The following is a 12,946-nucleotide window of genomic DNA, read 5'->3' on the forward strand; positions in this document are numbered from 1 at the left end:
CCGACAGCCCAACGGGCCGCGACGCGCGGGCTCAGCCGCGCTTCGGGGGCGTCAGCGCACCCCAGGTCGCCGACCCCGACGCCGTGTCAGAGAAGCGCTCGCTCACCCGAGAAGCCTTCCCGTGCATCCAAGCCTTTATCGGGTAACCCGATAAAGGGGAGGCAGGTGAGGCGGGTGTGAATGCAGGTGAGGCGGATGGGGCGGGGCGGGATGGGTCAGGAGCGGCGGCGGAGCAGCTCTTCGGCGATCTGCACCGCGTTCAGCGCCGCGCCCTTGCGCAGGTTGTCGCCGACGACGAAGAGCACCAGGCCGCGGCCGTCCGGCACCGACTGGTCCGCGCGGACCCGGCCGACGAAGACCTCGTCGCGGCCGGTGGCCTCCAGCGGGTTGGGGTGGTCGGTGACGACGACGCCCGGCGCGTCGGCCAGCAGCTTCGTGGCCTGCTCCGGGCTGATCGGGCGGTCGAACTCGGCATGCACCGCCAGCGCGTGCCCGGAGAAGACCGGCACCCGCACGCAGGTCCCGGACACCGGGAGCTCCGGGATGTGCAGGATCTTGCGCGACTCGTTGCGCAGCTTCTGCTCCTCGTCGGTCTCCCGCGAGCCGTCGTCGACGATCGAGCCGGCCAGCGGCACGACGTTGAAGGCCACCGGGACGACGTACTTCTCCGGCGGCGGCAGGGTCAGCGCCGACCCGTCCCGGGCGAGCTCCTTGGGGTCGCCGCTGGCGTAGCCGGCCCGCAGCTGGCTGTCCAGCTCGGTCAGCCCGGCTCCGCCGGAACCGGAGACGGCCTGGTAGCTGGCCACGGTGAGCCGGGCCAGCCCGGCCTCGGCATGCAGCGGGCCCAGCACCGGCATCGCGGCCATGGTGGTGCAGTTCGGGTTGGCGACGATCCCCTTCGGGATGTCGTCCAGGTCGTCCGGGTTGACCTCGGAGACGACCAGCGGCACCTCGGGGTCCTTGCGCCAGGCGCTGGAGTTGTCGATGACGGTCGCCCCGGCGGCGGCCACCTTCGGGGCCCACTCCTTCGACGTCGACCCGCCGTTGGAGAAGAGCGCGATGTCCAGGCCGGAGAAGTCCGCGGTCGCGGTGTCCTCGACGGTGATCTGCTGCTCCCCCCACGGCAGGGTGGTCCCCGCCGAGCGGGCGGAGGCGAAGTAGCGGACCGAGGTCACCGGGAAGTCCCGCTCGAGGAGCAGGTCCCGCATCACCTGGCCCACCTGACCGGTGGCGCCGAAAACTCCGATGTGCATGTCCCCCAGCCTACGAGACGACGGACGGCCCGCCGCACCACGCCTCAGGTGGTGGGACGGGCCGTCCGGGCGACCGCTGGGCGTCAGCGACGCTTCTGCGGGTGCCGCACGTCGCTGAGCTCCTCCTTGACCTCGTCGACGATCGACTTGCGGAAGCGCCGCTGCCGGCCGTGCACGAGCAGCTCGTGCTCGGCGAGCAGCTGCTTGCCCGTCGAGACCGCCATGAGGATCATGACGAAGACGAAGGGCACCGCCACGAGGATCGACATCGTCTGCAGCGCAGACAGTCCGGATCCGGAGGCTCCACCGACGATGATCAGCGCGGCCGCGATGCCACCCTCCAGGCTGGCCCACATGACGCGGCTCCAGATCGGCGGGTTCGGGTCACCGCCAGAGGCGATCATGTCGACCACGAAGGAACCGGAGTCCGAGCTGGTCACGAAGAAGACGATGACCAGGATGATCGCCACGACGCTCATGATCTCGGAGGCCGGCAGGCCGTCGAGCATCTGGAAGAGCGCCAGGTCGGTCGAGACCGCGCCCTCGCCGTCGATCAGGCCACCCTCGCCGAACATCTCGCGGTAGATGCCCGAGCCGCCGAAGACGGAGAACCACAGCAGGCCCACCAGGGTCGGCACGAGCAGCACGCCGGTGACGAACTCACGGACGGTGCGACCGCGGGAGATACGGGCGATGAAGACGCCGACGAAGGGCGACCAGCTGATCCACCAGCCCCAGTAGAAGGTCGTCCAGCCGGACAGGAAGGCCTCGCCCTCGTCACCGTTGAAGGCGAACGTGCGGAAGCTCAGGCTGAGGAAGTTCTGCAGGTACGAGCCGATCTGCTGGACGAAGTCGCTCAGCAGGAAGAACGTCGGCCCGGCGAGCAGGACGAAGAGCAGCATCAGCGCGGCCAGGCTCATGTTCGCGTTGGAGAGGAAGCGGATGCCCTTCTCCACGCCGGTGACCACGGACAGCGTGGCGCAGGCGGTGATGACGATGATGAGGACGACCAGCAGCGTGGTCGAGACGCTGCCGCTCTCGGGGTCGACATCGGCGACGCCGAGGTGCCCGAGGCCGGCCCCGACCTGGGAGACGCCCAGGCCGAGCGAGGTGGCCACGCCGAAGATCGTGCCGACGATGGCGAGCACGTCGACGACGTCACCGATCCAGCCCTTGACCCGGTCGCCGAAGATCGGCTCCAGGGCCCAGCGGATCGAGATCGGGCGGTTCTTGCGGTGCACCGCGTAGGCCACGGACAGGCCGACGACGACGTAGATCGCCCAGGCGTGCAGACCCCAGTGCAGGAAGGTGGTGTCCATCGCGGCGCGGGCGCGGTCCGCGGTTGCCTCGCCGGTGCCGGGCGGCGGCGCGGCGAAGTGGTTCAGCGGCTCGGCGACGCCCCAGAAGACGAGGCCGATGCCCATGCCGGCGGCGAAGAGCATCGAGAACCACGACGGCAGCGAGAACTCCGGGTCCTCGTCCGGCGCGCCGAGGACGATGTCGCCGACGCGGGAGAACATCAGCCAGATCGAGAAGAAGACCATCCCCGTGACGGTGATGACGAAGAACCAGCCGAGGTCACCGACGACGGTGTCCATGACGTTGCCGAGGTACTCGTCCATCTGCTCGGGCCAGATGAGCGCCACGGCGACGAAGATGACGAGCAGCGCGGCCGAGGGCCAGAAGACCCGAGGGGCCGCGATGGCCTTGTCGGTCAGGGCGCTGGCCGGCAGCGGAGGAGGTTCGTTCTCGGTGGCAGCCGGGGGGATGTCCCCGACCTCGGGATCTGGGTTCTTCTGCTGAGTCACGGTGTCACACGCCGACCGTCGCCACGGCCGGCCCTCCTTTGCTCTCGTTGCGTCGTGCAGTGCGTGCTGCGGTGGCGCAGCCCTGGCGGACGGCGCGAAGATTGTCGCTTGAACAGGTGTGGCCGGACCATGTTCGCAGCCGGTGGGCGCCTCACCCAAACACCCGTGACCGCTTCGTGACGTAACCATCTGGCCACGTCAACGCCCTACCCGTCGGTAGCCCGCCGGTACCCGGGCGCGCCCAGTACGATCAGCCGGCGGTCAGAAACCCAGCCGCTGCAGCTGCTTCGGGTCGCGCTGCCAGTCCTTGGCGACCTTGACGTGCAGGTCGAGATAGACCCGCTGGCCGAGCACCCGCTCGATCCCGGTACGGGCGGTGGTGCCCACCTCGCGCAGCCGCGAGCCGCCGCGGCCGATGACGATCGCCTTCTGGCTCTCCCGCTCGACGTAGACCGTCACCCGGACGTCGAGCATGGGGTCGTCCTCGGGGCGGTCCTCGCGGGGCACGACCTCCTCGACGGCGACCGCGAGGCTGTGCGGCAGCTCGTCGCGCACCCCTTCGAGCGCGGCCTCGCGGACCAGCTCGGCGATGGTCTTCTCGTCGCTCTCGTCGGTGAGCGCGTCCGGCGGGTAGAGCGGCGACGGCGACGGCGGGAGATATCCCGAGAGCACCCGGCGCACGTCCTCGACCTGCCGGCCCTCGACGGCCGAGCAGGGCACGATGTCGGCCCAGTCGCCCAGCTGGTCGATGGCGATGAGGTGCTCGGCGACCCGCTGCCGGTCGACGGCGTCGATCTTGGTGGCGATCGCCACGACCGGGACCTTCTTGGCGCGCTGCAGCTCGACCAGCTCGGCGGCGATGAAGCTGTCGCCCGGGCCGATCCGCTGGTCGGCGGGCAGGCAGAAGCCGATGACGTCGACCTCGAGCAGGGTCTCGCGGACGAGGTCGTTGAGCCGCTCCCCGAGCAGGGTGCGCGGCTTGTGCAGCCCGGGGGTGTCGACGAGCACGAGCTGCTCGTGGTCCCGGGTGACGATCCCACGGATGGCGTGCCGGGTGGTCTGCGGCTTGCTGGAGGTGATCGCCACCTTCTCCCCCACGAGGGCGTTGGTCAGCGTGGACTTGCCGGCGTTGGGCCGGCCGACGATGCAGGCGAACCCTGCCCGCCACTCCTGCCCCGGGCCCTGGTCCTGCGGCTGCTGGCTCATCCGCGTGCCTCCTCGTCCTGCCTCGCCTCGTCGGCCGTCGGCTCGTCCTCGGGCGCGGCCACCCGCTCGACGAGCACGGTGGCGATCCGGTGGCGCCGCCCGCCCATCCTCTCAGCGACCAGGCGCAGCCCGCCGACCTCGCAGGTGGCGCCGACGATCGGCACCCGGCCGGTGGTCTTGCCGATGAGACCACCGACGGTGTCCACCTCCTCCTCCTCGATGTCCACCTCGAAGGTCTCGGCGAGGTCGTCGACGTGCAGCCCGGCGGGCACCCGGTAGCGCCCTTCACCGAGGTCCTCGATGCCCGGGCCCTCCCGGTCGTACTCGTCGGTGATCTCGCCGACGATCTCCTCGAGGATGTCCTCGATGGTCACCAGCCCGGCGGTGCCGCCGTACTCGTCGACGACGACGGCGGCGTGCTTCTGCTCCTGCTGCATCTCGCGCAGCAGGCCGTCCAGCGGCTTGCTCTCCGGCACGAAGGGGGCCGGCCGCATCAGCCGGGTGACCGGCAGGTCGGCGGCGGTCGGCTCGTCCGTGAGCCGACGCACGACGTCCTTGAGGTAGAGCAGACCGAGGATGTCGTCGGCGTCCTCGCCGACCACCGGCACCCGGCTGAAGCCGGAGCGCATGAAGAGGTTGAGCGCCTTGCGGGCCGGCTTGTCGCTCTCGATGGTGATCATGTCGGTGCGCGGCACCATGACCTCGCGGGCGAGGGTGTCGCCGAGCTCGAAGACGCTGTGCAGCATGTCTCGCTCGTCGGCCTCGATGACGGCGTTCTCGCCGGCGAGGTCGAGCAGGTCGCGCAGCTCGGCCTCGCTGCGGAAGGGGCCGTCCCGGTAGCCGGCGCCCGGGGTGACCGCGTTGCCGAGGGTGACCAGCAGGCGCGCGAGCGGCCCGAGCAGCCGCCGCAGCCAGATGATGCCCGGAGCCGCGGCGAGCGCGACCGCCGTGCTGTGCTGTCGACCGAGGGTGCGCGGGGAGACCCCGACGACGACGAAGCCGACGACGAGCATGATGACGATGCTGATCAGCAGCGGGCGCAGCACGCCGTCGGTCTGCTCGGCGACGGCCAGGGTCACCAGCACCGCGGCCGAGGCCTCGGCCGCGGCACGGACGAAGGCGACGACGGACAGGTGGCCGGGCAGGTCGGCGATCACCCGGCGCAGCGCGGGGGCGCCGCGGCGGCCGTCGTCCTCCGCCTCCTCGGCGGCGACCCGGGAGACCGAGGCGAGCGCGGCGTCGACGAGGGTGAGCACGAAGGTCACCAGCACGGCGAGCAGCGCGCCGACGATGAGGCGGGTGGTCACCCCTTCGCCGCCTCCCGGCCGCGGCCGGCCAGGTAGGTCAGCATCAGCTGGCGCTGCAGCTCGAACATCTCGCGCTCCTCCTCCGGCTCGGCGTGGTCGAAGCCGAGCAGGTGCAGGATGCCGTGGGTGGTGAGCAGCAGCATCTCCTCGATCGGGGCGTGCCCGGCGGTGGCCGCCTGGGCGGTGGCCACGCTGGGGCAGAGCACGATGTCACCGAGGACCCCTTCGACCGGTTCCTGCCCGTCGCGCCCGGGCCGCAGCTCGTCCATCGGGAAGCTCATGACGTCGGTCGGGCCGGGCAGGTCCATCCACTGCTCGTGCAGCACCGCCATCGTCGGCTCGTCGACCAGGCGCAGGCAGAGCTCGGCCTGCGGGTGCACCCGCATCTGCTCCAGGACGTAGCGGGAGATCCCGACGAGCTCGTCGAGCTGGTCCGGGGCGAGGTCGTGGTCGGCCTCGTCGAGCAGCTCGATGCTCATCGGCCCTCCCCGCCCTGGCGTCGGCCGCGATCCTGGCCGGCGTCGTGCCGCTCGTAGGCGTCGACGATCTCGCTGACCAGGCGGTGCCGGACGACGTCCTGGGAGGTCAGCTGGCGGAAGTCGATGTCCTCGACCCCCTCGAGGATGCGCTGGACCACCTTCAGCCCGGACTGGGTGCCGCCGGGCAGGTCCACCTGGCTGGTGTCGCCGGTGACCACCATCGTGCTGCCGAAGCCGAGCCGGGTGAGGAACATCTTCATCTGCTCGGGCGAGGTGTTCTGCGCCTCGTCGAGGATGATGAAGGCGTCGTTGAGGGTGCGGCCGCGCATGTAGGCCAGCGGGGCGACCTCGATCGTCCCGGAGGCCATGAGCCGGGGGATGGTGTCCGGGTCGATCATGTCGTGCAGCGCGTCGTAGAGCGGCCGCAGGTAGGGGTCGATCTTCTCGTTGAGCGAGCCGGGCAGGAAGCCCAGGCGCTCCCCCGCCTCGACCGCCGGTCGGGTGAGGATGATCCGGGTGATCCGCTTGGCCTGGAGGGCGGCGACCGCCTTCGCCATCGCCAGGTAGGTCTTGCCGGTGCCGGCCGGGCCGATGCCGAAGACGATGGTGTGCTCGTCGATGGCGTCGACGTACTGCTTCTGGCCCAGGGTCTTGGGGCGGATGGTGCGGCCGCGGTTGCTGAGGATGTTCTGGGTGAGGACGTCGGCCGGGCGCTCCTTGTTCTGCTGGTCGCGCAGCATGCCGATGGAGCGCTCGACCGCGTCCCGGTTCAGCGGCTGCCCGGCGCGCACGATCTCGGTGAGCTCGGCGAGCAGACGCTCGATGACGTCGAGGTCCTCGCTCGGTCCGACCACCCGGAACTCGTTGCCCCGCACGAGGATCTCGGCGCGCGGGAAGCGTCGCTCCATGGTCCGCAGCAGCTCGTCGCGGGGGCCGAGGAGGCTGACCGGGGAGACGGTGTCCGGCAGGACGATGGTGGTCTCCTGGCGCTCCCCCGCGGGGGTGGCGGCCTGCGGAGGGGTGTCCGGCACGGCATCGAGGGCACGCAGGTCGGGGCGGTCTGATCCAGGCATCGTGCGGCTCAGTCTACGGGCGTCGCTGGTCGGGGACGAGGCCGGCGGCAGGCTGGGCTGCGCGGCTCGTCAGACGTCGGTACCCGCAGTCTGCTCGCGGCCGTCGCGCCACGTCCGCCAGCGGTCGAGGATCGCCTCGGGAGCGGCGCCTCGGTAGGTCACGCCCTCGCCGTCGGTGACGCCGAGGGTGGTCGCGCCGGTCTCGTCGACGCACACGACGAGCGCCTCGACGGCGTCGTCCGGCGGGTGCACCAGCGCCAGCTGCGTCACGTGACGCTGGGTGGTGAGGAAGGACACCACCTCTCCGGGCGGCGGCGCGCCGCCGCCCGGCTGGTGCAGCGCGGTGAGGTCGGAGGCGACGTTGTGGTCCAGGAGCAGCAGGAAGCCCCTGAGGAAGAGCTCCTCGTCGTCGCCCAGCCGGACCAGGTCGTGGGTGTGCAGCCCGGAGGCGGAGACCACCTCGCGCAGCCAGGCGTCGCCGCAGCGACGCAGCAGGTACCAGGTCGGGCCCTCGCGGGTCATCGCCTGCGCGGTCATCAGCGGCGCCGAGGCGCGCAGCCGCAGCAGCGCCGTGAGGCGGTCGCTGATGGAGACGTCGACCTCCTCCCCGCGCATGATGAGCAGCAGCTCCTCGCGCGAGGTGAGGGAGCGCAGCGCCGCCGTCTCGGCGATCCGGCGCGGGGTCTCGCCGAGCGTGTCGTACCAGCGTCCGGTCGGCCGGGCCCCGTCCACCGACCCGGTGCAGACGACGAGCTCCTCGTCGGTGAGGGAGCCCACGTGCCGCGGCTCGCCGGTCGCCAGGTGCTCGTCGACGAGGGCCTGGGCGGCGGACGCGGCCTCGTCGGTCGCGATCACGGCACGCAGGTCGGGCAGGTCGTCGGGCCCCGGCAGCAGGGCGGGGGGCGGGTTGGTCCCGGGGGACGGTGCGGTCATGGTGATGCTCTCTGGTCAGGGGCGGTGGGTGCCGGGCCGGGTAGGTGACAGATCGGGTGGGTGTCAGTGCGGGCGGGTGTCAGTGCGGTGGGTGTCAGCGGGTCCCGACGGGTGCGAGGCCGCCGATGCCGGGGATCGAGGGGAGGCTGGGCATGCCCGGCCAGGGCGACCGCCCGCCGCCACCGTTGGGGGTCGGCATGCCCGGCCCCTTGGGCAGCTCGGGCCCCGGGTAGGGAGCGGGCATCCCTGGTCCCTCAGGCATCTGGGGGCCGGGGTATGGAGCCGGCATCCCTGGCCCCTCAGGCATCTGGGGGCCCGGGTAGGGGGCCGGCTCGGTCGGGATCGGCAGCTCCCTGTCACCGAAGACGTAGGGCTTGATGATCGGCCAGACGTAGGGGGCCAGCCCCTTCACGGCGGCGTCGATCTCGTCGTCGAAGGCCCGGTAGATGCCGATGCCGATCGAGATGGCCCCGAGGACCCCGGCGAGAACTAGGAGTACTGGGGCGGCAGGGAGCCCGATGATCGTGCCACTGGCGAAGAGCGCCGCGATGCCCAGGACCGCGGCGGCTGTCCCGGTGAGCCCCTGGAAGAACTGCAGCACCGAGTCCTTCGTGAAGCCCTCGGTGAAGAACCGGTAGATCGACTGACCGAGATCCCACAGACCGAGCACCAGCCCGAGGATCGGGGTGACGCGCCCCAGGCCCTTGAAGATCAGGCGCACGATCGGCGAGCGGGCCAGGAACTTCAGCGCGTCGTCGATGTCCGAGAGCAGGCCCGCGAACCACGCCCCCGCGCCGAACCACCACGATCGCAGCGTGTCGATGACGCCCCCGACGATCTCCTTGATGGTGTCGAAGATGTCGGGCATCGGCGGCAGGGGCGGGAACGGGGGGAACGGCCCGGTCGGGACGTCCGGCAGCGGCACCGGCTCCCCGTCCTTCGGCATCGGGGGTGGCGTCGGGCCGAACTCGCTGCGCGCGGAGGCGAGGTCCTGCTGCTCGGCCTGACGCAGCAGCTCCCGCCCCATGTCCGTCACGGACTGCGCGGCCCGGTCGATGGCGGGGCGGGCCGCGGACCACTGGGTCGAGAAGTGCTCGCTGTCGGGCCCGCCCCACGCCCCTTCGAGCACCTGCATCATCGCGCTGCCCTGCACCGCGAGAGTGTCCAGGGCGTGCCCCTGGGCCGTGAGACCGTCCGACACCGACCGGGCCCGGTCGGTGTCCATCCCCTGCTCGACGGTCATGTCGGTCCTTCCCCTCGGCGGTCCCTGCGGCTGCGGTGCGTGCGGCCGGGCCCCAACCTAGGCAGGCGGCCTGCCCTCCGGCGATGGGGAGCACTCCCCCACGGGCACGCCTGGCACCCAGGGCGGTTCGGATCGGCGCGCGCACGGTGGGGGCGGGCGCAGCTGAGCCCGACCGGTCAGACCCGGTGCAGCAGCGGCGCCTGCCGCTCCCGCCGGGGGAAGGCCTCGCCACGTCCCGGCGGCATGCCCCTCCCGACGGCGAGCCGGTCGGCGAGGCCGGCCACCGGGTAGCCGTCGGCGAGCAGCGCCCGCTCCAGGTCGCGGACCAGGCCGGCGACGTCGCGCGGGCCCAGGCACCACCAGACGAAGGGGGTCGGCACCCACGGGACGTCGGGAGAGTGGTCGTAGAGCGTCGGCCCGCCGCGCCCGTCCTCGTCCCCGGTCCAGCCGTCGGTGCCGCACAGCAGCAGGACGTCCCCACGGACGACGAGCCGTCGGCGGGATGCGGTGACCACGCGGCCGACGACGTCGGTGCCGTCGGCCCAGTACATCCGGCCCGGGTCCATCGTCGCGAAGGGCACCACCCGGCCGCCGACGAGCAGCCCGTGCTGGTGGACGGTGATGTCCCGGCGCCAGGCCTGGGTGCGGGCGACGAGGGCGACCCCGGCCCCGACGGCGAGGACGAGCAGCACGAGCAGGGCACCGACCACCAGGCCCGTCAGCGGCAGGGCACCAGCGATCGCCGCGACGCTGAGCACCAGCCCGGGGACGAGCAGCAGCAGCCCGACCCCGACGACGAGAGCCGCGATCGCCGGGTGGACGGCCTCCAGCCGGTAGGTCGAGCGCGCCGGGCCGAGGTCGGCCACGGTGGCCGAGCGCCAGCGCTCCAGCTCCGCCTCTCGCTCCGGTGAGCCGTCAAGCTCGAGGAACGCGCGTCTCATGGCCGCAGACTACGGCCGGTCACCAGCGCACGGCGGCACCGATGACGGCCAGGGCGGCGGGGCCGGCGGTCGATGAGCGCAGCACCGACGGGCCAAGGCGCACCAGCGTGGCGCCGGCAGCCTGCAGCGGGCCGGTCTCGTCCTCGCCGATCCCCCCTTCGGGGCCGACGACGAGCAGCAGCTCGGACACGCCGTCGTCCAGATCACCCAGCGCCTCCGGGAGCGTCGGTCGCGCGTCCTCGTGCAGCACGAGCACCCGCGTCCCGGGGACGCTCCCCCGGTCCACCAGCTGGCGGGTGGTGACCACCTCGGCGACGTGCGGGGTGCGCGCCCGGCGGGACTGCTTGGCGGCGGCGGTGACGACGTTGACCCACTTCTGCCGGGCCTTGTCCGCCTTCGGCCCCCGCCACCGCACGATGGAGCGGGCAGCCTCCCAGGGCACCACCTCGTCGACCCCGAGCTCGGTCGAGGCCTCGGCGGCGTCCTCGTCGCGGCCCCCCTTCGCCAGCGCCTGGACCAGGACCAGCCGTGGGCGCGGCTCGGGCTCGTCCCGCCGCCCGGTGACCTGCACCTCGAGCCGGTCCGGTGCCGCCACGACAACCTCGCCGATGACCGCGCCGCCGTCGCCGTCGGCGACGATCACCGCCTCGCCGGCCCGCAGCCGGCGCACCACGGCGGCATGCCGGGCCTCCTCGCCGGTGACGGTCACGAGATCCCCGGCGCCCAGGCCGTCGACCGTCCCGGTCGGGACGTGGAAGAGCGGGGCGGTCACCGCCACGCTCCGCCGCCGCGGTTCACCGCTGCGCCAGCAGCGGGTCGTAGCGCCCGCGCCGCGGGAAGGCCTCGCCGTCGCCGTCGGGCAGGCCGCGGCTGGCCGCGAGGCGACGGGCCAGCCCCTGAGCGGGATAGCCGTCGTCGACGAGCGCCGCCTCGAGGTCGGTGACGAAGGCCCCGACGTCGCGCGGGCCGAGGCACCACCAGACGAAGGGGGTGTCCATCCGGTCCGCCGTCGGCGAGACGTCACGCTCGGCCGGCTTCTCCAGCTCGCGCCAGTCCTCCTCGCCGCTGCTGCCGTCGGTGGCGTTGAGCAGCAGCACGTCGCCGCGCACGGCGACCCGGCGCCGGTTGAGGGTGACCACCCGGCGGACCGCGTCGAGGTCGGTGGCCCAGTACATCCGTCCCGGGTCCATGGTCGCGAAGGGGACCGCCCGGCCGCTGACGAGCAGACCGTGCCGGTGGACCGAGATGTCGCGCCGGGCCGACGAGCGCAGCCCGACCCCGGCGAGGACGAGCACCGGCAGCATGGCCACCGCGCCGATGACGACCACCACGCCGGTGCTGAGCACGCCGAGCGCGGCGAGCATGACCGTCACCAGCAGCAGCACCATGAGACCGACCGCGGCCAGCAGCACGAGCGGTCGGCCGGGTGAGGGCACCCGGTGCAGCGCCCGCTGCTCCCCCAGCTGGCGGTCGTGGAAGTCCACCCAGCGCTCCAGCTCGGCGTCCCCCTCGGGGGAGCCGTCCGGGGCGACGAAGTCCGCCACCTCAGCGCGCCTTGAAGGCGTGCCGCAGCCGGCCCATGATCCCGTTGTCGACGTCGTCGAGGGCGCCGTTCGGCTGCTCCTCGTCGCGGACGGCGGCCAGGTCGCGCAGCATCTGCTCCTGCTGCTCGTCGAGGCGGGTGGGGGTGCGCACGTCGGCGTGGATGACGAGGTCGCCGCGCCCGCCGGCGCGCAGCCGGGTCACGCCCAGCCCTTCCAGCACGATGGTGTCGCCCGGCTGGGTGCCCCGCTTGATGGAGATCTCCTGGTCGCCGTCGAGGGTGCCGAAGCTCATCTGCGTGCCCAGCGCCGCGGCGGTCATCGGCAGCTGCACCGAGGCGTGCAGGTCGTCGCCGTTGCGGGTGAAGGTCTCGTGCGGGCGCACCCGCAGCTCGACGTAGAGGTCGCCGGCCGGGCCGCCGCCGGGGCCGACCTCGCCCTCGCCGGCGAGGTGGATCCGGGTGCCGCTGTCCACGCCCGCGGGGACCTTCACGGTCATCGTGCGGCGCTGGCGCACCCGGCCCTGGCCGGAGCACTCGTGGCACGGGTTCGGGATGACCTGGCCGTAGCCCTGGCACGCGGCGCACGGACGGGTGGTCATCACCTGGCCGAGGAAGGAGCGCTGCACCTGCTGCACCTGGCCGACGCCGCCGCAGATGTCGCAGGTGCGCGGCGAGGTGCCCGGCTGGGCCCCGTCGCCGTGGCAGGTGCCGCAGGTCGCGGCGGTGTCGATGGTCAGCTCCTCCTGCCCGCCGAAGACGGCGGTGGCCAGGTCGAGCTCGAGGCCGACCAGCCCGTCCTGCCCGCGGGACTGCCGCGAGCGGGGGCCACGGCTGCCGGCACCGCCGGCGGCCGCCCCGAAGAACTGCTCCATGATGTCGCTGAAGGTGAAGCCGGCGCCGAAGCCGTCGTGCGCGCCGCCGTAGGGGTCGGCGCCCATGTCGTACTGCTGGCGCTTGCCGTCGTCGGAGAGGACGTCGTAGGCCTGGCTGACCCGCTTGAACTTCTCCTCGGCCTCCGGGCCGGGGTTGACGTCCGGGTGCAGGGTGCGGGCGAGCTTGCGGTAGGCACGCTTGATGTCGTCCTTGCTCGCGTCGCGGCTGACGCCGAGGTCCTCGTAGTAGTCGTTCACCGTGGGTCTCGTCCTGGGGTCGGGGTGGGT

Annotated in this window: 12 protein-coding genes; all 12 read right to left on the bottom strand. The window is 72.6% G+C overall.

Translation table 11 applies throughout. The annotated features are described in order from the left end of the window. Positions 1-215 precede the first annotated feature (215 nt). Positions 216-1,253: an aspartate-semialdehyde dehydrogenase gene (locus BJY28_RS14505; protein WP_179463623.1), complete on the bottom strand. Its 1,038-nt coding sequence runs from the start codon at positions 1,251-1,253 to the stop codon at positions 216-218. An 83-nt stretch (positions 1,254-1,336) separates the two neighbouring features. Further along, the gene (locus BJY28_RS14510) at positions 1,337-3,061 is read right to left on the bottom strand and encodes a BCCT family transporter (RefSeq protein WP_343037139.1); all 1,725 of its coding nucleotides are present in this window, start codon (positions 3,059-3,061) and stop codon (positions 1,337-1,339) included. Between the two features lie 261 nt (positions 3,062-3,322). Beyond that, complete coding sequence (gene era / locus BJY28_RS14515; protein WP_179463625.1) at positions 3,323-4,267, bottom strand: GTPase Era; 945 nt, start codon at positions 4,265-4,267, stop codon at positions 3,323-3,325. Continuing rightward, complete coding sequence (locus BJY28_RS14520; RefSeq protein WP_179463626.1) at positions 4,264-5,574, bottom strand: CNNM domain-containing protein; 1,311 nt, start codon at positions 5,572-5,574, stop codon at positions 4,264-4,266. The genes era and BJY28_RS14520 overlap by 4 nt, the downstream gene beginning before the upstream one ends. Beyond that, positions 5,571-6,053 (bottom strand): rRNA maturation RNase YbeY, encoded by a 483-nt coding sequence (gene ybeY / locus BJY28_RS14525; RefSeq protein ID WP_179463627.1) that lies wholly within the window; start codon positions 6,051-6,053, stop codon positions 5,571-5,573. The genes BJY28_RS14520 and ybeY overlap by 4 nt, the downstream gene beginning before the upstream one ends. Beyond that, positions 6,050-7,126 carry a PhoH family protein gene (locus BJY28_RS14530; protein WP_179463628.1) on the bottom strand — a complete coding sequence of 359 codons (1,077 nt, stop codon included), beginning with the start codon at positions 7,124-7,126 and terminating at the stop codon, positions 6,050-6,052. Before BJY28_RS14530 ends, ybeY begins: the two co-directional genes overlap by 4 nt. Before the next feature lie 69 nt (positions 7,127-7,195). After that, positions 7,196-8,059, bottom strand: coding sequence for a hypothetical protein (locus BJY28_RS14535; RefSeq protein ID WP_179463629.1), 864 nt, complete (start codon positions 8,057-8,059; stop codon positions 7,196-7,198). Positions 8,060-8,153: 94 nt separating this feature from the next. Then, the gene (locus BJY28_RS14540; protein WP_179463630.1) at positions 8,154-9,302 is read right to left on the bottom strand and encodes a hypothetical protein; all 1,149 of its coding nucleotides are present in this window, start codon (positions 9,300-9,302) and stop codon (positions 8,154-8,156) included. Between the two features lie 176 nt (positions 9,303-9,478). Then, entirely contained in the window at positions 9,479-10,243 is a 765-nt protein-coding gene (locus BJY28_RS14545) for a hypothetical protein (RefSeq protein WP_179463631.1), read from the bottom strand. Between the two features lie 19 nt (positions 10,244-10,262). Beyond that, positions 10,263-11,015 (bottom strand): 16S rRNA (uracil(1498)-N(3))-methyltransferase, encoded by a 753-nt coding sequence (locus tag BJY28_RS14550; protein ID WP_179463632.1) that lies wholly within the window; start codon positions 11,013-11,015, stop codon positions 10,263-10,265. A gap of 22 nt (positions 11,016-11,037) precedes the next feature. Beyond that, positions 11,038-11,787, bottom strand: a complete 750-nt coding sequence (locus tag BJY28_RS14555; RefSeq protein ID WP_179463633.1) for a hypothetical protein — start codon at positions 11,785-11,787, stop codon at positions 11,038-11,040. 1 nt (position 11,788) lies between these two features. Then, positions 11,789-12,916, bottom strand: a complete 1,128-nt coding sequence (gene dnaJ / locus BJY28_RS14560; RefSeq protein ID WP_179463634.1) for a molecular chaperone DnaJ — start codon at positions 12,914-12,916, stop codon at positions 11,789-11,791. Positions 12,917-12,946 lie beyond the last annotated feature (30 nt).

It is taken from the genome of Janibacter alkaliphilus, assembly GCF_013408565.1.
Classification (GTDB): Bacteria; Actinomycetota; Actinomycetes; order Actinomycetales; family Dermatophilaceae; genus Janibacter; species Janibacter alkaliphilus.

Excerpts from the sequence above, each read along its gene's own strand:
- BJY28_RS14505 (WP_179463623.1), bottom strand. The coding sequence starts at position 1,253 with ATGCACATCGGAGTTTTCGGCGCCACCGGTCAGGTGGGCCAGGTGATG.
- era (WP_179463625.1), bottom strand. The coding sequence starts at position 4,267 with ATGAGCCAGCAGCCGCAGGACCAGGGCCCGGGGCAGGAGTGGCGGGCA.
- ybeY (WP_179463627.1), bottom strand. The coding sequence starts at position 6,053 with ATGAGCATCGAGCTGCTCGACGAGGCCGACCACGACCTCGCCCCGGAC.
- BJY28_RS14530 (WP_179463628.1), bottom strand. The coding sequence starts at position 7,126 with ATGCCTGGATCAGACCGCCCCGACCTGCGTGCCCTCGATGCCGTGCCG.
- BJY28_RS14535 (WP_179463629.1), bottom strand. The coding sequence starts at position 8,059 with ATGACCGCACCGTCCCCCGGGACCAACCCGCCCCCCGCCCTGCTGCCG.
- BJY28_RS14540 (WP_179463630.1), bottom strand. The coding sequence starts at position 9,302 with ATGACCGTCGAGCAGGGGATGGACACCGACCGGGCCCGGTCGGTGTCG.
- BJY28_RS14545 (WP_179463631.1), bottom strand. The coding sequence starts at position 10,243 with ATGAGACGCGCGTTCCTCGAGCTTGACGGCTCACCGGAGCGAGAGGCG.